This is a genomic window from Adhaeribacter swui, assembly GCF_014217805.1.
Lineage (GTDB): Bacteria > Bacteroidota > Bacteroidia > Cytophagales > Hymenobacteraceae > Adhaeribacter > Adhaeribacter swui.
In genome coordinates this window covers 3,854,415-3,876,242 of record NZ_CP055156.1, presented here as the reverse complement: position 1 = coordinate 3,876,242, position 21,828 = coordinate 3,854,415, and the positions used below count along the sequence as shown (strand labels likewise).

20 protein-coding genes and 1 other RNA gene are annotated in these 21,828 nt (G+C 43.5%); 11 read left to right on the top strand and 10 right to left on the bottom strand.

Going from position 1 to position 21,828, the window contains the following annotated elements; translation table 11 throughout:
- Window positions 1-6: 6 nt before the first annotated feature.
- From pseI to HUW51_RS16195, 4 genes are read left to right on the top strand one after another with little or no spacing between them, the layout of a single operon-like run.
- Window positions 7-1,047 carry a pseudaminic acid synthase gene (gene pseI, locus HUW51_RS16210; protein ID WP_185270672.1) on the top strand — a complete coding sequence of 347 codons (1,041 nt, stop codon included), beginning with the start codon at window positions 7-9 and terminating at the stop codon, window positions 1,045-1,047.
- A complete protein-coding gene (locus HUW51_RS16205; protein ID WP_185270671.1) occupies window positions 1,047-2,345 on the top strand; it encodes a glycosyltransferase family protein in 1,299 nt (432 codons plus the stop codon). The genes pseI and HUW51_RS16205 overlap by 1 nt, the downstream gene beginning before the upstream one ends.
- Window positions 2,345-3,679, top strand: coding sequence for a polysaccharide deacetylase family protein (locus HUW51_RS16200; protein ID WP_185270670.1), 1,335 nt, complete (start codon window positions 2,345-2,347; stop codon window positions 3,677-3,679). Before HUW51_RS16205 ends, HUW51_RS16200 begins: the two co-directional genes overlap by 1 nt.
- A gap of 45 nt (window positions 3,680-3,724) precedes the next feature.
- A complete protein-coding gene (locus tag HUW51_RS16195) occupies window positions 3,725-5,197 on the top strand; it encodes a lipopolysaccharide biosynthesis protein (protein WP_185270669.1) in 1,473 nt (490 codons plus the stop codon).
- On the opposite strand, the gene HUW51_RS16190 is transcribed toward HUW51_RS16195, so the two are convergent.
- Window positions 5,194-6,339: a DegT/DnrJ/EryC1/StrS family aminotransferase gene (locus tag HUW51_RS16190; protein WP_185270668.1), complete on the bottom strand. Its 1,146-nt coding sequence runs from the start codon at window positions 6,337-6,339 to the stop codon at window positions 5,194-5,196. The genes HUW51_RS16195 and HUW51_RS16190 overlap by 4 nt on opposite strands.
- Before the next feature lie 206 nt (window positions 6,340-6,545).
- Between HUW51_RS16190 and HUW51_RS16185 the strand changes: the two genes are divergently transcribed.
- On the top strand, window positions 6,546-7,385 hold the full coding sequence (locus HUW51_RS16185) for a hypothetical protein (RefSeq protein ID WP_185270667.1): 840 nt from the start codon (window positions 6,546-6,548) through the stop codon (window positions 7,383-7,385).
- 106 nt (window positions 7,386-7,491) lie between these two features.
- Here HUW51_RS16185 and HUW51_RS16180 read toward each other — a convergent pair whose 3' ends face one another.
- The 6 genes from HUW51_RS16180 to HUW51_RS16155 form a co-directional block, all read right to left on the bottom strand.
- Window positions 7,492-8,400, bottom strand: a complete 909-nt coding sequence (locus tag HUW51_RS16180; RefSeq protein WP_185270666.1) for a glycosyltransferase family 2 protein — start codon at window positions 8,398-8,400, stop codon at window positions 7,492-7,494.
- Window positions 8,390-9,106 carry a cell division ATP-binding protein FtsE gene (locus HUW51_RS16175; RefSeq protein ID WP_185270665.1) on the bottom strand — a complete coding sequence of 239 codons (717 nt, stop codon included), beginning with the start codon at window positions 9,104-9,106 and terminating at the stop codon, window positions 8,390-8,392. Before HUW51_RS16175 ends, HUW51_RS16180 begins: the two co-directional genes overlap by 11 nt.
- 2 nt (window positions 9,107-9,108) lie before the next feature.
- Entirely contained in the window at window positions 9,109-9,312 is a 204-nt protein-coding gene (locus tag HUW51_RS16170; RefSeq protein WP_185270664.1) for a fructose-6-phosphate aldolase, read from the bottom strand.
- A gap of 112 nt (window positions 9,313-9,424) precedes the next feature.
- A complete protein-coding gene (gene fsa / locus HUW51_RS16165) occupies window positions 9,425-10,081 on the bottom strand; it encodes a fructose-6-phosphate aldolase (protein ID WP_185270663.1) in 657 nt (218 codons plus the stop codon).
- Window positions 10,082-10,187: 106 nt separating this feature from the next.
- Window positions 10,188-10,287: signal recognition particle sRNA small type (gene ffs, locus HUW51_RS16160), an RNA gene on the bottom strand.
- 350 nt (window positions 10,288-10,637) lie between these two features.
- On the bottom strand, window positions 10,638-11,957 hold the full coding sequence (locus tag HUW51_RS16155) for a serine hydrolase domain-containing protein (protein WP_185270662.1): 1,320 nt from the start codon (window positions 11,955-11,957) through the stop codon (window positions 10,638-10,640).
- 176 nt (window positions 11,958-12,133) lie between these two features.
- Here HUW51_RS16155 and HUW51_RS16150 point away from each other — a divergent pair, with 176 nt between their 5' ends.
- From HUW51_RS16150 to dcd, 5 genes are all read left to right on the top strand, one after another.
- A complete protein-coding gene (locus HUW51_RS16150; RefSeq protein ID WP_185270661.1) occupies window positions 12,134-13,648 on the top strand; it encodes a sensor histidine kinase in 1,515 nt (504 codons plus the stop codon).
- A 76-nt stretch (window positions 13,649-13,724) separates the two neighbouring features.
- A complete protein-coding gene (gene guaA / locus HUW51_RS16145) occupies window positions 13,725-15,254 on the top strand; it encodes a glutamine-hydrolyzing GMP synthase (RefSeq protein ID WP_185270660.1) in 1,530 nt (509 codons plus the stop codon).
- A gap of 133 nt (window positions 15,255-15,387) precedes the next feature.
- A complete protein-coding gene (locus HUW51_RS16140) occupies window positions 15,388-17,073 on the top strand; it encodes an ABC transporter substrate-binding protein (RefSeq protein ID WP_185270659.1) in 1,686 nt (561 codons plus the stop codon).
- 26 nt (window positions 17,074-17,099) lie between these two features.
- Window positions 17,100-18,395, top strand: coding sequence for a glutamate-1-semialdehyde 2,1-aminomutase (gene hemL, locus HUW51_RS16135; protein ID WP_185270658.1), 1,296 nt, complete (start codon window positions 17,100-17,102; stop codon window positions 18,393-18,395).
- Between the two features lie 108 nt (window positions 18,396-18,503).
- Window positions 18,504-19,040: a dCTP deaminase gene (gene dcd / locus HUW51_RS16130; protein WP_185270657.1), complete on the top strand. Its 537-nt coding sequence runs from the start codon at window positions 18,504-18,506 to the stop codon at window positions 19,038-19,040.
- A gap of 281 nt (window positions 19,041-19,321) precedes the next feature.
- On the opposite strand, the gene HUW51_RS16125 is transcribed toward dcd, so the two are convergent.
- Window positions 19,322-19,459 carry a hypothetical protein gene (locus HUW51_RS16125; protein ID WP_185270656.1) on the bottom strand — a complete coding sequence of 46 codons (138 nt, stop codon included), beginning with the start codon at window positions 19,457-19,459 and terminating at the stop codon, window positions 19,322-19,324.
- A gap of 32 nt (window positions 19,460-19,491) precedes the next feature.
- Here HUW51_RS16125 and HUW51_RS16120 point away from each other — a divergent pair, with 32 nt between their 5' ends.
- Entirely contained in the window at window positions 19,492-19,935 is a 444-nt protein-coding gene (locus tag HUW51_RS16120) for a hypothetical protein (RefSeq protein WP_185270655.1), read from the top strand.
- 58 nt (window positions 19,936-19,993) lie between these two features.
- On the opposite strand, the gene gldC is transcribed toward HUW51_RS16120, so the two are convergent.
- Window positions 19,994-20,326, bottom strand: a complete 333-nt coding sequence (gene gldC / locus HUW51_RS16115; RefSeq protein ID WP_185270654.1) for a gliding motility protein GldC — start codon at window positions 20,324-20,326, stop codon at window positions 19,994-19,996.
- Window positions 20,327-20,579: 253 nt separating this feature from the next.
- Window positions 20,580-21,704, bottom strand: a complete 1,125-nt coding sequence (gene dnaN, locus HUW51_RS16110; protein WP_185270653.1) for a DNA polymerase III subunit beta — start codon at window positions 21,702-21,704, stop codon at window positions 20,580-20,582.
- Between the last annotated feature and the right edge of the window lie 124 nt (window positions 21,705-21,828).

The following is a 21,828-nucleotide window of genomic DNA, read 5'->3' as shown; positions in this document are numbered from 1 at the left end:
ACTTACATGAGAACAATACAAATTGGTAATATACTGGTAGGCCCAGGTCAAAAGCCCTTTATTATTGCCGAAATGTCGGGTAACCACAACCAGTCCCTAGACCGGGCCTTGGCCATTGTGGATGCTGCCGCCGAAGCGGGGGCGCACGCTATTAAACTGCAAACCTATACCCCCGACACCATGACCATGGTGGGCGCCCTGACCATCTCGGACCCTAACTCACTTTGGAAAAACCGGGAACTGTATGATTTGTACCAGGAAGCCTACACGCCCTGGGACTGGCACCAGGCAATTTTCGACCGGGCCCACGAAAAAGGGATGCTGGCTTTTAGCTCGCCCTTCGACGAAACCGCCGTTGATTTTTTAGAAAAACTGGAAGTGCCTGCTTATAAAATTGCCTCGTTCGAAAATACAGATCTGCCTTTGCTTAAAAAAGTAGCTGCCACCGGCAAACCCGTAATTGTATCTACGGGGGTAGCTACCGTAGCCGAAGTAGACGAAGCCGTAAGAACGTTACGGGCGCACGGTTGCCAGGATATTGTTTTGCTTAAATGCACCAGCACCTACCCCGCTACCCCCGAAAACACGAACCTCCGTACCATTCCTCATTTAGCGCAGTTGTTTGATGTACCGGTTGGTTTATCAGATCACACAATGGGTGTAGGCGCTTCGGTGGCAGCAGTGGCTTTAGGCGCCAGCGTAATCGAAAAACATTTTACCTTGCGGCGGGCCGATGGCGGCGTAGATTCCACTTTTTCTTTAGAACCGCACGAGTTAAAGCTTTTAGTGGAAGAATCGGAACGGGCATTTTTAGCTTTAGGCGCTATTCAATACGGGGTGCAAAAAGCCGAGAATAAAAGTCGTTTGTTTAAGCGCTCGATCTACGTGGCGCAGGATGTTGCCCCCGGCGAACCGTTTACCAAGGAAAATCTGCGGGTTATCCGCCCGAATAATGGTTTAGAACCAAAATACCTGGATCAGGTTTTAGGAAAAACGGCTAAAACCGCCATTAAAGCGGGTACCCCCTTAACCTGGGAATTGCTTTAATGCGCTACAAAAAGTTAATTACGGTTTACGCCGATATTTTGCATTTACGATTTACCGATACTTTTGCGTTATTGCCGGCTCACGCTATTAACGCTATTAGCCCGGTGAATGTATTTGCCCGTATCCTCCGGGTGATTGGCTACACTGCCGGCCGGTTAATTTTACCTTTGTTTTTACCCTTAAAAAATCAGGAGAACCTTACCGGCAAAATATGGCTGTACGTGGTCAGTAAAAATAATTATGAATCGCTGCAATTCTTGCAAAACCATTTGCCCGGAGCTGTATTTGTGGCGGGTCAAAACAAAGAAATCGGCATCTATAACCAGAAAGTAAACCGTTTATCAACCCGGCGCAAGCTTTTTTATTATTTTAAATTTTTCCCGCTTTTATGGGGATTATACCGGTTAAAAGGCAAGCGGGCTTTGCGCTTTTTCGATTTAATTTATGTGGCCACTGGTTACTACGAGTTATCGGTTCATTATTTAAAAAAGTATCGCCCAAAAGCTATTATTTTTGCTAACGACCATAACACCGATCCCCGGGCTTTGTTATTGGCCGCTAAAGCCGCAGGGGTGCCAACCATTTACATTCAGCATGCCAGTGTAAGTACCAGTTTTCCGCCGCTCGCCTTTGATTTAAGCTTGCTCGAAGGCCAGGATAGTTTAAATAAATACCAGGCCTGCGGCCCCATTGCGGGCACAGTGCAGTTTATTGGCATGCCTAAGGCCGACGATTTTTTAAAAAATAAAAAACAGCGCACACAAATTAAAGCCATTGGGGTTTGTGCCAATATTATTGATGAGTTACAAGCTATTCAGGAACTATTAACCCGCTTAACCCAGGAATTTCCGGATAGAATTATCTCCTTTCGCCCCCACCCCAGCGATACACGCAACTTTAATTTTATTTTTAAAATAAACCCCGCTATTCAATTTTCTGATGCTAAAGCAGAACCGGCATTTTCGTTTTTAACGAAACAAGATGCCTTGATTGCTGCCGATTCTTCCATTCACCTGGAAGCTGTAATGCTTAATGTTCTTAGCATTTACTATCGTCTGGAAAAAAGTAATTTTATTACCGACTATTACGGTTACGTGCAACACGGCCTGGTAGAACAAGCCCCTAATCTGGACCAATTAATTATTATTTTAAAAAAGTATCAGTACCAAAAACCCGAGGTGTCGGAGCGGGCCCGCTATTACAATGCAGTAATCGGTACCGAGTACGAAGGCCGAAGCCATGAGATGGCCATCCAGCATATTCAGGCGTTTTTAAATAAAAATACCCGCCGCAATTAATGGAAGCTATATTCCGGTACGTTCTCGATCAATTTAACATAATATACCAACTCCAAGCCCCAGTTGAAATTTATTATGGATTAAATAATACCAGCCGGATTCAAATTAAAGCGGCGCAGACTGCTTTCTTCCAAAACACATCTCCTTTCCCCGATGCCCCGCCGGTTTATTATACCTGGAAAAATCAAAAAATCCCCTTCTGGTTTGAATCGCTGCCAACCGAGGAAATTATAACTTTGATTAATGGTAAGGCCATTATTCAGGTAGATATCATTGCGAATGCGTTTTACTTTTTGAGCGGCTGGCAGGAATACTATTCTGCCGAAAGAGACCAATACGGACGATTTCCTTACCGGGCAAGTTTGCAGCATCAATACAATTTTATTACCCTGCCGGTGGTAAACTATTACTTCGATATTTTAAAAACTGCTATTGAACAGGTTTATGGAATTACATTAAAATCTGTTTTGGCGGATAATGCTGATTTTACTACCTGCCTGACCCACGACGTAGATAATTGCCAAACGGCTTGGCTGGTGGAAGGAATGCAAGCGCTCCGGAAAGGTAAATTTTTAAATTTTTTAAATTTACTTAGCTTAAAGGTGGCTGGAAAAGATAACTGGTTTAACGTACCGGCGGTTATGCAAACCGTGCAGCAATACGGGGCACAATCTACCTTTTTCTTTTTGGCCAATAATCGTAAACACCAGGGCATTGCCAACGCCGATTATGATGTAACCCAAGCGCTTTACCAGAAATGGCTCACTTTATTGCAGCGCCATAATTTTGAAATTGGGGTACACGGCAGCCACATTACCGCTCTGGAACCAGGTAAACTAGCCCCAGAAAAGTTAAAAATAAAAGCCCGAGTGCGGGGTAACCGTTTTCATTATTTACGCTTTGAACCCCTCCTGACACCTACCTTAATGGATGAAGCCCAACTGGCGTACGACAGCACCTTAGGTTTTTCGGAGCATTTTGGATTTCGCCACGGTACTTGCTTTCCGTTTCGCCTGTTTAATTTTAAGACCCAACAAAGCTATTCGTTTTTAGAAATACCCTTGCACCTAATGGACGCCACGCTGCACCACCCCAAATACCTGCAACTTACCACCGACGAGATATTACCAGCCATTAAACCCATGCTCCAGGAAATTAAAAAGTTTGGCGGTTGTTTTACCTGGCTTTGGCACAACGAAAATTTTTCACAAAATAATGGGCACAATGGTCCGGCGGCCTTTAAAAGCATTATGGCGTACTTACAAGAGCAACAAGCTAACTTTAAAACTACCGGTCGGGTTTATGATTTGCTGCAGCCGCATCGGCCAGATTAAATAATAATTTCCGTTATTTGCACACTTTTAAAATTTACAGGGCGCATGGGCATCATTAAACGGCAAGGCATTCAGAACAGCATTATTTCTTACGCCGGGGTGCTTATTGGTTACGTAAACGTGATGGTACTTTTTCCGCGCATGTTAAGTGTGGAACAGGTGGGTTTAACCCGGGTGTTACCCAACATTGCCATTGTACTGGCGCAATTGTCGGCTTTGGGTTTCGGGAGTGCCGGCATTAAGTTTTTTCCTTTTTTCCGGGATAAAGCTTTAAAGCATCATAATTTTTTAACTTTTTTGCTGGGAATACCCCTCCTGGGTTTTAGCATTATTATAGGGTTATTCTATCTTTTTCAACCGCAAATACTAGATTATTACGCCAAAGAAGCGCCGTTGCTCCGGCAGTATTCTTACTACATTGGTCCGCTGAGCTTATTTACACTTTTCTACACTTTATTTAATAGCTACTTAACCTCGCTTTACAAAACGGTTATTCCGTCCTTTACTAAAGAATTTCTGCTGCGGGTGGGCGTGAGTGTATGCGTGCTGCTGTACGCCTACGACTTCATAAATTTTGAAACTTTCTTGTTTTTATTTATTGCGGTAAACGCCGGTATTACGCTGGTTTTGCTGGTTTACATTGTATGGCTTAAGCAATTTTATGTATCGCCTAAGTTTACCCAGTGGCGAGGGCAGCCCATTAGGCCAATGCTGCAATATGGCTTATATGCCTTTTTGGGAAACATTTCCAGCACCATTATTACCGTTATCGATTCCATCATGATTACGCATTATAATGGGCTCGGCGATGCCGGTATTTACACCACAGCTACCAATGTAGCCAGCATTATTTTAATTGCGGGTAGTTCCATCTATAAAATTGCGTCGCCTAAAATTGCCGATTACTGGAAAAATAACGATTTAAAAACCATGCAGGTGCTCTACAAACAAGTTACCCGCATTAACATGGTGGTGGGCTGTTTGTTATTTATTGGCATCTGGGCTAACATTCATAATTTATTAGCGCTGCTACCTAAAGCTTATAGCGCAGGAAAGTACGTCATCTTTTTCGTATGTGCGGCCCGTTTGTTTGATTTAGCTTCGGGTATTAACGGCTACATTTTATTAACCTCGCCGCGTTACCGCTGGGACCTTATTTTTAATATTTCCTTAGCCTTACTCACTATCGTGGCAAACCCGTTTTTTATCCGGAATTATGGCATCAACGGGGCAGGCTTCGTGTTTTTTATTGTGTACGGGGTTATCAATACTATTCGGGTAGCCTGCGTGTATTACTTCTATAAAATGCAGCCTTTCGATAAAACTTCGGTGCAAATTATTATGCTGGCCTTGCTGGCTTACGTGGTGGGTTGGCAACTGCCTTTTATGTACCATCCGTTTGTAGACATTGCCATCCGGTCGGTTTTAATTACCCTGGTTTACGGCATCGGCGTTATACGTCTGAACCTGGCTCCTGAAATGACGGATAAATTGCTCGCCAATATCCGGAAGATTTAAGTAAAGCTTGTCTGATTTTTAAAAAATTTTAAAATATGGAAAGTGATGTATTGCACCTGGTCTAAAGTAAGAGCGGGATGCATGGGTAAGGCAATTACTTTCGGGCAAATAGCTTCGGCTACCGGAAAATCCCCGGTCTGATAACCCAAATGCTGGTAGGCCGGTTGCGTATGCAACGGACTGGGATAATAAACCGCAGTTGGAATTTGCTGTTCGTGCAAATAGTGCCGCAGAGAATCCCGGTACCCGGCAGGTACTTGTATCACATACTGGTTAAAAACATGCGTACTTTCTAGGGATCGTGCCGGAACTTGAATAAAGGTGTTATTTTGCAGCAATTGATCGTACTGCTGGGCTATTGCTTGTCGTTGGGAAATGTAAAAATTTAAAAAATTTAATTTTACCAGCAGAAATGCCGCTTGTAACGTATCTAACCGGGAATTAACCCCAACGCGCGCATATGTATATTTCTGGCTTTGTCCGTGCCGGGTAATTTGCCGCATACTCGTAGCTAGTTTCTGGTCGCGGGTAAAAATGGCACCACCATCGCCGAGGGCTCCCAGCATTTTAGTAGGGAAAAAAGAAGTTGTTCCGATATGACCCACTGTGCCGGCATACGCCGACTTTCCTTCTGAGCTTAAACATTGAGCGCCTAGACTCTGGGCATTATCTTCAATTAAATACAGTTGGTGCTGGCGGCAAAACTCGCTAAGAAAACCTAAACCGGCGCATTGCCCGAACAAATGTACTGCTATAATAGCCCGGGTTTTAGCAGTAAACCGGGCTTTTACCGAATTGGGTTCTAAAGAAAAAGTATCTGGCAGCACATCTGCTAACACCGGCACGAAGCCCAATAAAACTACCACTTCCAACGCCGATACGTAATTAAATGCCGGAAGAATTACTTCGCTGCCGGGTGGTAAATCCAACGCCATTAAAGCAATTTGCAACGCATCGGTACCATTACCGCAAGTAATAACTTCGGGTACCCGCACCAAATTTCCTAAAGCCTTTGCAAAAGTTTTAACCGGCGCCCCGTTAATAAAATCGCCCGACTGGAGCACCTCGTTAAAAGCGCTTTCCAAGGCTGTTTGCAATAATTTACCAGTATCTTGGGCGTCAGATAAACTAATTGGATTCATGAGCGGGAAAAGCAATTATTTTAAAAATTTTAATATAATACAAGATAAGCTCCTCGAACCGGAAGCATAATTATTCCCGGATAAGCCTTTGCCAGAACCCGGCCCAAAATGATACTTTTGAAACAATATAGGTTTAAATACGTTTTTATAGTTGTACATTTTCTGGAATAAGCATAAAACACCAGAAGAATTTAGAACTTAAAACTATGAAAAAATTATTTAAAACTCCGGTTCTGGGCTATGCTTTAGCCTTTGGTTTGGCTGCCACGCAGCTAAGCTGTTCATCGGATACTAAAAATACTTCCACCGAAACCATTACCAGCACCCCTACCGAAGGCGAAACTGCTTACACTGATTTTAGAAATTACGTAAGTACCCTGGACTCCAGCACCATTGCCACTATGGATACGGCCAGCAATAGCTGGAAAGACCAGCGCACCTTATACCGTGAAAAAACCGCGCATTTAGATCAGTACCGCAACGATTTTGATGCTAATCGCCAACAAGAAATTGATCAGTTAAAAACCCGTTATGATTCGTACTGGGGCACCAACCAAAGCGGTGGCACCGTGGGCGATAAGGTAGACAATACCATTGCGGATGTGCAGGCCACCGGCGAAAAAGTGGGTGATAAAGTAGAGCGAGGCGCCCATAAGGCCGGACAAGCCGCCAAGGAAACCGGTAAAGATGCCAAAGCAACCGCTAATAACGTGGCCAGCCGCGTAGGTACTGCCGCCGAAAATACCGCCGAAGATGCGAAAGAAACCGGCAGTAAAGTAGGCAGCAAAGTAGGTACCGCCGCCAAAAATACAGCGCAGGATGTAGCCCAAACCGGTGAGAAAGTAGGTAATAAAGTGGGTACCGCCGCTAAAAACACCGTGAAGGATGTGGGCGAAGCCGGCAGCAAAGTGGGCCACGCAGCCAAAGAAACCGGTAAAGACGTAAAAGAAGGCGTAGTAAAAGGCGCCAAAGCCGTTGGTAAAACTGCCGACAAAGCCGGCGAAAAAGTAAAAGATGCTTTCGACGGCAAAAAAGAAAACGAATAATTCCGACCTATCTCGATATAAAACTATGAAAATAACAGAAGCCCGGTTATCTACCGGGCTTCTGTTATTTTTAAGCTTAGCTGATTTTATTCCAAAACTTAAATTTTTAAAAATTTTGCTTTTGGGTTTTCTGTATGGCGTTTACGAACAAGCCTAATTTATACATGTCCAATAAAACTAAACTTGGGCAGGCGCTACGCAATCGAACTAAAAGCAACGACTGCACCTTTACAAAAATCCAGCGGAATAAATTTACCGCTTTTACTTTTTTTAAAAATCTGTAAGTTCGAATCAACGAGGATGATACAACTTGCCCACTCTGGTTTAGCAGTACCAAATTATTTACCGCCTGTTCGGTTTTAAGTAAAAAGTTTGCAGTAGAAACTAAGCCCGCGTGACAAACCGGATTATCTAGGTGCCACACGGGTATTTTTGCTTTTGCCAGGTGAGTACCCCAAAGCGTATCTTCGTGGCCATAAGATGCAAATACTTCGGGTAAGGGATTAGCCAGATACAAAGCCCGGCTTACAAAAAGGTTGTTTACCTGAATTTGCTGATAAGGATTTTGCTGCCGGATAACGGCTGGGCGTTGTTCCCGCTTTTGGCCGTAATACCAGTGCAAGCGATACTCCGGAGCTGGCGGCTCCGGCTGGTACACAGTGCCTCCAACGTAAACCGTATCCGGCTTGGCTGCTTGTAAATAAGTAGCGATAAATTCTTCCGAAATAATTTGGGAATCATTATCCAGAAAAAGCAGGTACGCGTACCTGGCTTTCCGGGCAAGTACATTCCGGATGGCCGCACGGCTAATGTTTACCGGCAGCTCTTCGTAAATTACATTTTTCAAAAATTTTACTTTTTGGTTACCGATTTTGCACCCGTTATTTGAAGCATCGTCGAGGCAAATAATTTCGTACGCAATAGCGGCTCGTTGGCATTGCGCCTGGAGCTGGTGCACTATGGTAGTAATGTGGTAATTATAAACAGGAATCAGGATAGATACCTCAGATACCATCCTTTAATGAGAAACTTTGTTTCGCCGAATCCAAGACTTTGCCTTGCTCGCATTTTAAAATGCGGTGCGGATACGCGTTGATGATTTGGTGATTGTGCGTCGCCATTAAAACAGCAGTACCCCGGTTATTAATTTGATTAAACAACTGCATAATGCCATCGGCCACTTCGGGGTCCAGGTTACCAGTAGGTTCGTCGGCAAATAAGATTACCGGATCGTTGAGCAAGGCCCGGGCAATTACCACGCGCTGCTGCTCCCCGCCCGAGAGTTGGTGCGGCATTTTGTTCGAAGCCGAATCTAAACCTACCTGCATTAATACTTCCGAAATGCGTTGTTTAATCTTGGAAGAATCTTTCCAGTTGGTTGCTTTTAACACAAACCGCAAATTTTCCGCCACGGTCCGGTCGAACAGCAATTGAAAATCCTGAAATACAATCCCGATTTTGCGACGCAGAAAAGGCACCTGGTTGCGCGGTAATTTAAAAATTGGGAAACCCGCCACACTGGCCATGCCGCTGCGCAAAGGCAAATCGGCGTACAAGGTTTTTAATAAAGAAGATTTACCGCTACCGGTACGACCTACCAGATACACAAATTCGCCTTTATCAATATCAAAAGAAACGCCCTGTAATACCGTTTGCACGTCCTGGTGAATGGAAACGTCTTTTAACGATACCACCGGCGCAGAAGAAGAAAAATCACGCATATTCAAATTTCCAGTTTCTGGAGCTTTCCAAATTCCAGTTCTTGTATAACGGCCGCCAAAGCAGTTTCCTTATCGGCTAACCCGTACCGCTCTAAATTCTTTAACGGACGATCGGCCCGGAAGTAGGCAATCAGCACGAAATTTTCGTCGCGTAACTGAATATAATCCGGAATTTTGGCTTTGCCTTTTACTTTAATGATGTACACGTTATTTAAATTATGAATTAGAAATTAAAAATTAGAAAGAGTAAAACAGATTAAACACTATATTTAATACAGCACCAATTTCTAATTTTTAATTCCTAATTTCTAATTTTTATTAACCGTTTACTTTTTTATGATCGGCCAGGAATTTAGCCAAACCACTATCGGTAAGCGGGTGGTTCAGTAAAGAGGTAATTACATTTAACGGGCAGGTAACCACATCGGCACCAACTTCGGCGCACTGCAACAAATGGTTGGTATGGCGCACCGAGGCAGCTAATACTTCGGTGGGGTAACCGTAGTTGCTGAAAATCTGAACGATTTGCTCGATTAACTGCATGCCATCCTGGCCAATATCATCTAAGCGGCCAATAAACGGCGATACGTAAGTAGCCCCGGCTTTAGCGGCTAACAAAGCCTGGCCCGCGTTAAAAATTAAAGTGCAGTTAGTTTTAATTCCTTTATCGGAGAAATATTTAATCGCTTTTACGCCTTCCCGGATCATGGGTACTTTTACCACAATGTTAGGGTGCAGTTCGGCCAGCATTTCGCCTTCCCGGATAATACCTTCGTAATCCACGGCAATTACTTCGGCGCTAATGTCGCCGTCTACGATGTCGCAAATAGCCTTGTAATGGGCCATTACGTTGTCGTGGCCTTTTATGCCTTCTTTCGCCATCAGCGACGGATTAGTGGTAACACCATCCAGAATGCCTAAATCGTAAGCTTCCCGGATTTCGTTCAGGTTAGCAGTATCAATAAAAAATTTCATAGCGATAAAGTTAATTTTTTTACCGCGCAAAGCTACGCGAAATTAAACGGAAATCAGCAGCGAAAAAGAAAGAAATTAAAAAGGAGAAATTAGAGGAAGGAATAAAAAAAGTGGCAAACCGAACATCGCACCGCTCAACCACCTACCCTTGCTTCCTTCCGAACCTGGGGGAGTTCAGCAGGAGCTGGTCGTGCCGATTTGCCGCTGCAAAGATAGAAAAGGATTTTGAACTCACAATAACCAAATCACAGATTTTTGCGGATTAATCGGATTACACGGATTATTATTGTCAGAACCTTGATTTACAGGATTAAAAAATTACCCTGATTTATAATTGTAATTTGGTATTGCAAATCAATAAAATAAACCAGTGTAAATTATATTTTTATTATATAATTTATATAATTGACTTGAAGGATACTCTATTAAATAAGAATTAGTAGAATATTTTTTAAAATTTACCCGAGTTCATAGCTATCCTGAAATCCTGTAAATCAAGGTTCTGGCAAAAATAATCTGCGTAATCCGATTAATCCGCGAAAATCCGTGATCCGAATTAATCCAGCCTTGGTTCCTTAAAGTTGGTGATGGCCTGGTACACCATCGCTTTAAATTTGTCGCTTAAAGAGCCACCCGTACTATTCGGCGCTTTTTGGGTATAGATTAAGGCCACGATACCTTCTTTGGGGTCTACCCAATAACTCGTACCAAAATAGCCGCCCCATTCATAAGAACCTTCAGATACGCCTAACTTGGCAGCGCCTTTAGCCGTGATTATACCAAAACCTAAACCAAACTTGTTGTTTTCGCCCTGGTTTACGTCGCCAATCTGGTTGGTGGTCATTAAACGTACGGTTGCCGGACTAATAATTTGCTTGCCATTGTACGATCCCTGGTTCAACATCATCTGCAGAAATTTAGCGTAATCGGTGATGGTAGAAGATAAACCCGCGCCCCCAGAAAAGTAAGTACCATTGGTCACTTTCGGGTAATCTAATGATAAACCTGGACGGTCAGCTGCTTTAATCGTATTTTTTTGGGCATCTTCGGTAAACAAGTTCGCCAGCCGGTTTTGCTTATTCGTGGGTAAGTAAAAATAAGTATCCTGCATATCCAGCGGTTCAAAAATGCGGGTGCGCATAAACTGGTCCAGCGGCATGCCCGATAATACTTCAATTAAATACCCGAGCACATCGGTACTTAAACCATACGTAAATTTTTCGCCGGGTTGGTGCATGAGTGGTAATCCGCCTAAGCGGTTCATGGCGTCGCCCACTTTGCCGTTAGGAGTACCAATACCGCTGGTTACATTAGCTTTGGCATAAATAGCTACCGCCTCTTTGCTCCCGATACCCGCGTACCCAATGCCCGAAGTATGGGTAAGTAAATGCCTTATGGTAACTTCACGTTTGGCAGGCACGGCCGTGTAAGTAGAATCCTTTTCGTTGAATTTTTCCAGAACTTTTGGATTTTTAAAAGTGGGAATGTATTTAGATGCCGGATCGTCGAGCAAAAATTTACCTTCTTCAAACAACAGCATAACGCCCAGGCTGGTCAGGGCTTTGGTTTGGGAGGCAATGCGCATAATGGCATCGGGCGATAAGGGCGTTTTCTTATCTAAATCATTTACGCCAGTGGCTTTTTGGTACACTATTTTACCATCGCGGGCAATAAAGGCAATAGCGCCGGGCACGTAATTTTTACTTGTGTATTCCCGGATCATGTTATCCAGGCGTTGCAGCCGTTCACTGCTCATGCTTACTGTTTCGGGAGCAGCATTTTTAAAAATTACTCCAGATTTGGGGCTGGCTATTTTTTGGGCATAACTAAAAACTACACTGCAAGTTAGCAGTAAACTAAGTAAATATTTTTTCATAATTTTCTGGAAGGTTAAAGCGCGTATAAGTTAATTTTTATTTACCAGGAGTAACTGTAACTTAGCCATAAATTAAGCTTTTTTTAAAATTACGCGATTTAAAACAGATGTAAATAAAATCTGTTTGCTATAAACATACTTATTGTGTTGAAGTAAAAATCACCTGCCCCTAGCTAATGGTAAATGTACCCGTACCTAAAACCATTCAAAACACGTTTATAGTATCGCTTGCTGTTTTATGTATTACGTTTATTCTGGCGTTGTACAGTGTTAACAGAATAGATACCAAATCAGATTGGGTAGAACATACTAACCTGGTGTTGCTCCGGCTAGAAGACATCTTATCGTATTTACAAGATGCCGAAGTAGGCCAGCGGGGCTACTTACTCACCGAAAACCCGGATTTTTTAAAACCTTATTACGGCGTTTACGACCAGTTACTGCAAAGCTACAACCAAGCACGTAAATTAACCCACGATAATTATCAGCAGCAACAACGGCTAGATACCTTATTGGTATTAATTAACAAGCGGTTTGAGGTATTAAACCGCACCATTGCTTTGGGTAAAAAAGGAGAACAGGATTCGGCCACTGCCTTAGTTATGTCCCAACAAGGCAAAAAGCTCATGGACCAAATCCGGGTTTTAATAAACCGCATGGAAACCGAAGAGCTCCGGTTAAAAAAAATCCGGTACGATCAGGTGAAAAAGTCATCGATATTAACGGCTATCTTAATTTCTATTTCTTCTTTTCTGGCATTATTAATTTGCATTATTGCTTACCGGGTTACCAAAAAAGAAATAAAGCAAACCCTAAAACTGCAACATCAGCTAGCGCAGTCGAACCAGGAAATTAAACAAACCAACGAAGAACTAAAGCAAGCCGAAGCCACTTTAAAGCAACTTAACACTACTTTAGAAGCCAAAGTAGCGGAAAGAACGGCTTATTTAACGCACGTAAAAGATGATCTTAATTTATTAAATCAGGAGCTTTTTGAAAAAAACCAAAGATTAAACCGGGTTAATACCGATTTAGATAATTTTATTTATGCGGCCTCGCACGATTTAAAAGCCCCGGTTACCAACATTGAAGGTTTAATTAACCTAATCAAAAAAACCGATTGCTACCAGGACGAAGACACCAAAGAAATAATTGACAGAATGGGCGTATCCGGCGAAAAATTAAAAAACGCCATCGAAGATTTATCCGTGGTTATTCGGGTGCAAAAAGAATTAGACTTAAACACCGAAGTGATTGATGTGGGCACTATTATTCAGGACATCCGCATCTCCATCGCCGATTTGCTACAAGCCTCGCAGGCCCAAATAAATTTAAAAATTGATCCTGCCGCCCCAATTAAATTCTCGCGGAATAACTTCCGGAGTATACTGTATAATTTAATTTACAATGCCATTCAGTACCGTTCTTACGAAAGAACCCCCGAAATTTTAATTTCCACTACCAGCATTCCGGGTAATACTTTGCTTACCGTAAGTGATAATGGCATTGGATTTAACCCGGCCAAAAAAGACAACATATTTCTATTGTTTAAGCGGCTGCACAACCACGTAGAAGGCTCCGGGGTGGGTTTATTTATCGTAAAAAGAATGCTGGATAATGCGGGCGGTAAAATAGAAGTAGAAAGCGAAGAAAACGCAGGCACTACGTTCCGGCTATATTTCCCGGTTTAAATTTTTTTAAAAAACTCTCGGTTGCAAAGGCAAAGTTTCGCCGTCCGGATTAAAACATTTTTCCTTAACTTTGCGCATGCCAGAAAAAATTCTCATTCTCGATTTTGGTTCGCAATACACCCAACTAATTGCCCGCCGGGTACGCGAACTTAATGTTTACTGCGAAATTCATCCGTTTAATAAAGTTCCGGCTTTTACCCCGGATATTAAGGGCGTTATTTTATCGGGCAGCCCTTGCTCGGTGCGCGACGAAGACCATCCGAACCCGGACTTAAACCAATATTTAGGTCAAACTCCCGTATTGGGTGTGTGCTACGGCGCTCAGTTGCTCGCCTTTGAAAATGGCGGCGATGTCATTGCTTCAACAATTCGCGAATACGGCCGGGCCCGGCTCAGCGAGGTACACGCCACCAACCGGCTATTAAAAGAAATAACCATTGGTTCTCAGGTGTGGATGTCGCACGGCGATACCATTAAGCAAATTCCGGATAATTTTGAAATTATTGCCTCTACCGATTCGGTGGCGGTGGCCGCGTATAAAATTGCCGGCCAGGAAACCTACGGCATTCAGTTTCACCCGGAAGTAACCCACACCACCGAAGGTAAAACCTTGCTGCGTAACTTTGTGGTGCATATCTGCGGGTGCCAGCAAGACTGGACTCCCGACCAATTCATTGAATCTACAGTTCAGGAATTGCGCGATTTAATTGGTAACGACAAAGTAGTTTTGGGTTTATCGGGCGGCGTCGATTCGTCGGTAGCGGCCATGCTGATTCACCAGGCCATCGGCAAAAACTTGTATTGTATTTTTGTAGATAACGGTTTGCTGCGCCACAACGAATTCCAAAGCGTATTGGACTCGTACCAGCACATGGGCTTAAACGTGAAAGGTGTGGATGCCAAAGCAAATTTCTATAACACTCTGGCTGGTTTAACCGATCCGGAACAAAAACGCAAAGCCATTGGCCGGGTTTTCATCGAAGTTTTTGACGAAGAAGCGCACCAGATTGAAGACGTAAAATGGTTGGCCCAGGGCACCATTTACCCCGACGTGATTGAATCCGTTTCGGTAAAAGGCCCATCGGTTACTATCAAGTCGCACCACAACGTAGGCGGACTACCCGATTTCATGAAATTAAAAGTAGTAGAGCCGCTGAAAAGTTTATTTAAAGACGAAGTGCGCTTAGTTGGTAAAACATTAAACATCGATGATTTGATTTTAAGCCGGCACCCTTTCCCGGGACCAGGTTTGGCAATCCGCATTATCGGCGACATTACCCCGCAAAAAGTGCACATCCTTCAGCAAGTTGATCATATCTTTATTTCGGGCTTACGCACATCTGGTTTATACAACGAAGTTTGGCAAGCCGGCGCCATGTTGCTGCCAGTGCAAAGCGTGGGCGTAATGGGCGACGAACGCACTTACGAAAACGTTGTAGCCTTACGTGCCGTAACCAGCGTAGACGGCATGACCGCCGATTGGGCGCATTTACCTTATGAGTTTTTAGCGGACGTTTCGAACGAAATTATAAACAAGGTAAAAGGCGTAAACCGCGTAGTGTACGATATAAGCTCTAAACCACCGGCTACCATTGAGTGGGAGTAATTAGTTTATAGTTGGAAGATTGGAAAGTTAGAAGGTTGAACGATTTTTTAAATTTTGGCAATCTTCTAATCTATCTAATCTTACTTTCCAGGAGTTTTGGTGCTCCGAAAATTTTAAATTTTTAAAAATTTACATGAATAATATCTTCCGGTACTTATTTGCCTTTACCTGCTGGCTGCTGTTCATACCTTTGGGGCAGGCCCAAACCACCAGCGATTTGGCTACCAAGTACGCGAATGCCAAACAACTGATTACTGCCAAGAAATTTTCTTTGGCAATGGCAGAACTGCAACCGGTAATTGCGGCCAACCAGGCTACTTACTCGCCGGGGGCCATGTATTTGTATGCAGTAGCGGCTACGCAAAACCAGAAGTACGCCGAGGCCAATCAGAAATTAACTTTACTTAAAAACGCCTATCCCGACTGGGCCAACAAAGCCGATGCCTTGTTTCTGGAAGCTACCGTTGCTTTCGAGCAAAAAGACTATGACCGGGCTTTAACATTAACGGAATCCATCGAGAGTAAAGACCTGGCGGATGAAGTAACGGCCATGAAGTACCATTATTTAAGTCAGTTAACCGAAAAAGCTACCTGGCAAAATTTAGTAAGCCGCCACGAAAACGACAAAATGCTGGGTCAATGGTACGCCGATAAATTAGTGGGGGGTTGGTACACGGCCGCTGATAAAGGAACTTTAGAAGCGTTGATTAAAAAGTTTAAACTGGATAAAAACAAATACTTACCGGAAAATCAGGAAAATTTAAAAAAAACCAGTTTTAATGTAGCGGTTCTTTTTCCTTTCCCACAAAACGAAGCCGAAATAAAAGCCCGGAAAAACCAGTTTGTGACCGATTTATACGGAGGCATGCTGTTGGCGCAAGATTCGCTGGCTAAACAACAAATTCAGCTAAACTTATTTACCTACGATGCTCCTGCCGATACTAATAAGGTAAAAGCTACGCTGCAACTACCCGAAATGCACAACATGGATTTAATTGTTGGTCCGGTTTACAAGTCAGCCAGTAAAATTATTTCCCGTTTTGCCCAGCAAAATTCCATCAACAGCATCAATCCGCTTTCTGATGATTTATACCTGGTTAAGAATAATTTACATCTGTACCTTTTTGAATCATCGATAACAACCCGGGCAAAACAAAGTGCCGCGTATGCCATTCAAAATTTCCCTTTAAAAACGGCGCTGATTATTGCCGAAAACAAAGAAGAAGATACTACGTTTGCCAACGCTTATAAACGGGAATTTGAGCGTTTAGGGGGTAAGATAACGCAGTACAAAAAGTTTAACCCCAAAACTACTTCGGGCGCTACCCTGCTGGCTAATGTGGATTTAAAAGCTTTAGGTCATATTTTGTTGCTATCCAATACGCCGTCGGTAGCAGTGTTTACTTTAAGCAACCTGGCCCAAACCGAAGCCACTACCCCGTTAATTACGTACCCCAGTTGGTTAAACGTAAACCAGATCTCGTTAAGCCAGTTTAACAACCGCGAAATTTATTTTATCTACCCTAAATTTATTGATAATACCCAACCTGGCCCGCAGCAATTCCGCCGAAAATACGCTACCAGGTTTAACGTTCCGCCTACGGTGTATGCTTACTCCGGCTTTGAAATGTTGTATTACTTTGGCCAGGTTTTACAAAAATACGGCAGCCGGTTTAACGGCGGTTTACAGAACGAAGGCCCGGTTTCGGGCGTTTTATTCCAGGGGATTGGTTATGCGGGAGCTCAGGATAATCAATACGTACCATTAATAAAAATGCAGGACCTGCAGCTTACCGTAGTAAATCCTATTTTCCGGTAAGTTATACCCATCAACAAGCATTAAGCATGATTCAAAACAGTCAGAATTTATTTGAGCGCGCGCAGCAAGTAATACCCGGAGGCGTTAACTCGCCGGTGCGGGCATTTCGCGCCGTAGGCGGCAACCCGGTTTTCATGACTTCGGCCAAAGGCCCTTACCTCTACGACGAAGATAACAACCAGTACCTGGATTTTATAAATTCCTGGGGACCAATGATATTGGGGCATGCCTGCGACCACGTAGAAAAAGCCGTACACGATGCGCTCGGCAAATCATTTTCATTCGGGGCGCCTACCCGCCGCGAAGTAGAAATGGCCGAGTTAATCATATCCATGGTTCCTTCCGTGGAAAAAGTACGCATGGTAAACTCCGGCACCGAAGCAACCATGTCGGCAGTACGGGTTGCGCGGGGTTATACCGGCAAAGATAAAATTATTAAGTTCGAAGGCTGCTACCACGGCCACGGCGATTCTTTTTTAATTTCGGCGGGCAGCGGCGCTATTACCCTGGGCGTACCCGATAGTCCGGGGGTTACCAAAGGCGTAGCGCAGGATACCATTACGGTGCCTTACAATAACCTGGAAGCGGTAAAAGCGGCCGTAGAAGCCAACCACGGCGAAATTGCTGCCATTATTCTGGAACCCGTAGTGGGCAATATGGGCCTGGTGCCGCCCGTAAATGGCTTTTTACAAGGCTTACGCGACCTTTGCGACAAGGAAGGTATTATATTAATATTTGACGAAGTAATGACCGGTTTCCGGCTAGCCAAAGGCGGCGCCCAGGAATTATTTAACGTGATGCCCGATTTAACCACCATGGGTAAAATTATCGGGGGCGGTTTACCGGTGGGCGCTTACGGTGGCCGCCGCGAAATTATGGATTACGTAGCTCCGGCCGGTCCGGTGTACCAGGCAGGTACTTTATCGGGTAACCCCATTGCCATGGCTGCGGGTTATGCCATGCTCACCTACCTGAACGAACATCCCGAAGTATATGCTTACCTGGATAATATAACGGGTAAAATGGTAGCAGGCATGCGGGACAATTTAGCCCAATTAAACCTGGATTATACCATTAACCAGGTAGGTTCTATGTTCAGTATTTTCTTTACCTCTAACCCGGTTACCGATTTTACTTCGGCAAAACAATCGGATTTAGCTTTGTTTGGGCAGTATTTTAACAGCATGTTACGGCAAGGCATTTACCTGGCTCCTTCGCAGTTCGAAACCTTGTTTGTGTCCGTTGCTTTAACCGACGAACTAGCTGACCAGTACATTGCCGCTAACCGTAAGGCTTTACAGGAAATTCATCAACCAGCTTAATTATTCCGGGGCTGGCCGGTAACTTTTGAGTAAAAAGCCAGCCCCGCTAAATTTACCAACGGCTATTCGGCAAATAATTCTTATTTTTAAGCTTGATTTGCAAGCACCATGATCTTAACCGATAAAGAAATTCTGGCCGAAATAGCGAAAGGCAACATTGTAATTGAGCCTTATAACCGCAGTTGCCTCGGCACCAACTCCTACGATGTACATTTAGGCAAGCACCTGGCCACCTATAAAGACGATATTATTGACGCCCGCAAGCACAACGAAATTTTGCATTTCGAGATACCGGAAACCGGCTTTGTGTTGCAGCCTTCTACCTTATACTTGGGCGTAACCCAGGAATACACCGAATCGCACGCGCACGTGCCTTTCCTGGAAGGTAAATCAAGCGTGGGCCGTTTGGGTATTGATATCCACGCAACGGCCGGTAAAGGCGACGTAGGATTTTGCAACACCTGGACTTTAGAAATTTCGGTTACCCAGCCCGTGCGGGTATACGCCGGCATGCCCATTGGGCAACTTATTTACTTTGAAGTAAAAGGCGATATCGAGAATTTGTACAATAAAAAATCCAACGCTAAATACAACCAACGTACCGAGTTCCCAGTGGAGTCGATGATGTGGCGCAATCAATTTTAGTATTTAGATGCTAGATGCTAGATGTTAGATGTTAGATGTTAGACTTTAATTGATTGAAAAGAAAAATATTGAAACTGATATTCAGCAAAATAGTTTAAGCTAATCCTTGGCTTAAGTACGTTTTTTAAAAATTTAATTTTTGATGCCTCTTCTGGTTTAACCACCGCAAGAGGCATTATTATTTAATCCATTGAAACACTATGTAGCGAATTTACTTACCAATGCATTGCCGCCAGCTTAAGCTGGCGGCAATGCATGAAAGGAATTTTTAACTTCTAACTTTATAAATTTTTAAAAATTTCAATTTTCCAAAACTGCCATTCTTTACCTGTTACGGCCTTGCCTTGGTAATCCAACATCCTGCGCTGGTTTGCGTTATAAACCACAGAAGAAATCTTATTTTCTAAATAATTGTTCATTAATATCCGGTAAGGAATTTAAAATAGCAGCTATGAAAAAGATATTAATAACGGCGTGCTTCACTTGGTTTTCTGTAGTTGGTAGTATGGCGCAAAACGAATCTAAAGCAGACTTAGTGAAGCAACGAGCCGACCGGCTTTCGGATCAGATGATACAGGAGTTGCGCCTGAATAACTACCAGGCTAAACGTTTACGGGAAATAAACCAGGACAAAGTAAGTAAAATAGTGACTATCGAGCAGAAATACGCCAATAATCCGGAGCTGGTAGAGAAAAACAGTAAGAATGTATGCCGCGAACGCGATAAAGAACTGGAAAGTTTTTTAAGTTTTGACCAATACAGTAAATACTACGGTAGTCGTTCGGAGTTTTACCAGTACGATAAAGATTTCGCTAAAAGCCTGGGCCTGGTAAAATCAACTTCTTCCGATAAAAAACCGAATACCGATCAGGTTTTAAAACCATCAGTTAATTAAATGTACTTGGATTCAAACCAACAAAAAAGGCCTTGCGGGTGCAAGGCCTTTTTTGTTGTTATTTATTTTCTTCTTCGTCCACGTGCTTCATGAGCTCCTGGCAAAGTTTCTTCATTTTTTCGGCCATAACGGTGTCGTTGGTGGCGCGCTGCAGGCTTTCGGCCATAGAGCCGATGGTATCAATGCAAAAGTATTTCATTTCGTTTACGGGCATGTCTTTGGTCCATAAATCAATTTTCATGGTACCGGCTTCGTTGCGGTCCCAGAGGGCAATGTTTATGGCTTTGGCAAAGTGAATGGCTTCGCCGGCATCGGTAGCGCGCCACGAAATTGCTTCCGGCACGTGCTGATCATCGAGGGCAATGCTGAAGTATATTTCTGATTTTTTCATAAGTCAGGTTATAAGTAATATGTTTTAAGTTATCCGTTCAAAACACGTAATAGCATTTTAAGGCAAAGGTAAGGCTTCAACCGGTATTTATAAATCGTTCCGCAAAATTATTCCGGAGGTGGGTGGTGTAAGCCATGGCTAAAGCTTAATCCAATAAAAAAGGGAAGCATTAACTTCCCTTTCTGTATTCCTAAATTTTAAAAATTTAAAAATTTCCACTTATAACCGGTAACCTACAACTTATAACTTTTAATTACACGTAGTTATTTAACATAACCGGCATTACCAACATTAAAATATTTTCGTTGTCGTCGTTGTTGGTTGGCATGAGTAAGCCGGCCCGATTCGGGGTAGAAAGCTCCAGGTTCACTTCATCGGAGTCGATGTTGTTGAGCATTTCGAGTAAAAACTTGGCGTTAAAACCAATTTCCATGTCCTCGCCTTCGTACTGGCAGCTTAAACGCTCATTGGCTTCGTTCGAAAAATCTAAATCTTCGGCGGAAATTTGTAGTTCGCTGCCGGCAATTTTTAAACGAACCTGGTGCGTGGTTTTATTCGAGTAAATCGAAATCCGGCGCACGGAGCTGAGTAAATCGTAGCGGTCGATGCTTAACTTATTCGGGTTTTTAACCGGGATAACGTTTTCATAATCCGGGTAGCGCTCATCAATTAACCGGCACACCAACCGGATATTATCGAAGCTGAAAGAAGCGTTGGAGGTATTAAACTCCACCCGTACCGATGTAGGCTCGGCGGGTAACGTAGATTTTAATAAAGTAAAGGCTTTGCGCGGAATAATAATGGAAGCGGTATCGCCGGGAGCCACATCGCTGCGGCGGTAACGTAACAAACGGTGCCCATCGGTAGCCACAAAAGTAATGTTGCTATCAGAAAGCTGCACAAAAATACCCGTCATGGCCGGACGAAGCTCATCGGTGCTTACCGCAAATATGGTTTTGTTAATGGCCCGGGCTAACACGTTAGAAGGAACTTCAATGGAGTTCTGGCTTTTTACCACCGGCACTTTCGGGAAATCGGTGGCATTTTCGCCGGACAGTTTGTAGCGGCCGTTCGCCGAACTTAACTCAATGGTGTAAGTCTCTTCGTCGATGGTGAACGTTACCGGCTGGTCGGGCAGGTTTTTTAAAGTTTCGAGTAAGATCCGGGCAGGCGCGGCAATGCGGCCATCTTCCTTTGCTTCCACGTGGATTTCCGTAATCATGGAAGTTTCCAGATCAGAGGCGGTAATAGTTAAGGTACCGTCGTGAATTTCGAACAAGAAATTTTCCAGAATAGGAACTACCGGGTTGTTGGCTACTACCCCGTTTATACTTTGGAGTTGCTTTAATAAAGCAGAAGACGATACAATAAATTTCATTCCTTCAAGGCTGATGTGATGAAACAAAGTTAAAAATAAATAGAGTTTTTCCTACCCCCAAAACCCGCATTGTGGAAATCTTTTGCAAGTTGTGGATATGTTTTCAGAGCGCAAACCAACTCCG

What these genes read in the sequence shown, in the direction of transcription:
- pseI (WP_185270672.1), top strand. Translation starts at nt 7, where the DNA reads ATGAGAACAATACAAATTGGTAATATACTGGTAGGCCCAGGTCAAAAG.
- HUW51_RS16205 (WP_185270671.1), top strand. Translation starts at nt 1,047, where the DNA reads ATGCGCTACAAAAAGTTAATTACGGTTTACGCCGATATTTTGCATTTA.
- HUW51_RS16200 (WP_185270670.1), top strand. Translation starts at nt 2,345, where the DNA reads ATGGAAGCTATATTCCGGTACGTTCTCGATCAATTTAACATAATATAC.
- HUW51_RS16195 (WP_185270669.1), top strand. Translation starts at nt 3,725, where the DNA reads ATGGGCATCATTAAACGGCAAGGCATTCAGAACAGCATTATTTCTTAC.
- HUW51_RS16190 (WP_185270668.1), bottom strand. Translation starts at nt 6,339, where the DNA reads ATGAATCCAATTAGTTTATCTGACGCCCAAGATACTGGTAAATTATTG.
- HUW51_RS16185 (WP_185270667.1), top strand. Translation starts at nt 6,546, where the DNA reads ATGAAAAAATTATTTAAAACTCCGGTTCTGGGCTATGCTTTAGCCTTT.
- HUW51_RS16180 (WP_185270666.1), bottom strand. Translation starts at nt 8,400, where the DNA reads ATGGTATCTGAGGTATCTATCCTGATTCCTGTTTATAATTACCACATT.
- HUW51_RS16175 (WP_185270665.1), bottom strand. Translation starts at nt 9,106, where the DNA reads ATGCGTGATTTTTCTTCTTCTGCGCCGGTGGTATCGTTAAAAGACGTT.
- fsa (WP_185270663.1), bottom strand. Translation starts at nt 10,081, where the DNA reads ATGAAATTTTTTATTGATACTGCTAACCTGAACGAAATCCGGGAAGCT.
- HUW51_RS16155 (WP_185270662.1), bottom strand. Translation starts at nt 11,957, where the DNA reads ATGAAAAAATATTTACTTAGTTTACTGCTAACTTGCAGTGTAGTTTTT.
- HUW51_RS16150 (WP_185270661.1), top strand. Translation starts at nt 12,134, where the DNA reads ATGGTAAATGTACCCGTACCTAAAACCATTCAAAACACGTTTATAGTA.
- guaA (WP_185270660.1), top strand. Translation starts at nt 13,725, where the DNA reads ATGCCAGAAAAAATTCTCATTCTCGATTTTGGTTCGCAATACACCCAA.
- HUW51_RS16140 (WP_185270659.1), top strand. Translation starts at nt 15,388, where the DNA reads ATGAATAATATCTTCCGGTACTTATTTGCCTTTACCTGCTGGCTGCTG.
- hemL (WP_185270658.1), top strand. Translation starts at nt 17,100, where the DNA reads ATGATTCAAAACAGTCAGAATTTATTTGAGCGCGCGCAGCAAGTAATA.
- dcd (WP_185270657.1), top strand. Translation starts at nt 18,504, where the DNA reads ATGATCTTAACCGATAAAGAAATTCTGGCCGAAATAGCGAAAGGCAAC.
- HUW51_RS16125 (WP_185270656.1), bottom strand. Translation starts at nt 19,459, where the DNA reads ATGAACAATTATTTAGAAAATAAGATTTCTTCTGTGGTTTATAACGCA.
- HUW51_RS16120 (WP_185270655.1), top strand. Translation starts at nt 19,492, where the DNA reads ATGAAAAAGATATTAATAACGGCGTGCTTCACTTGGTTTTCTGTAGTT.
- gldC (WP_185270654.1), bottom strand. Translation starts at nt 20,326, where the DNA reads ATGAAAAAATCAGAAATATACTTCAGCATTGCCCTCGATGATCAGCAC.
- dnaN (WP_185270653.1), bottom strand. Translation starts at nt 21,704, where the DNA reads ATGAAATTTATTGTATCGTCTTCTGCTTTATTAAAGCAACTCCAAAGT.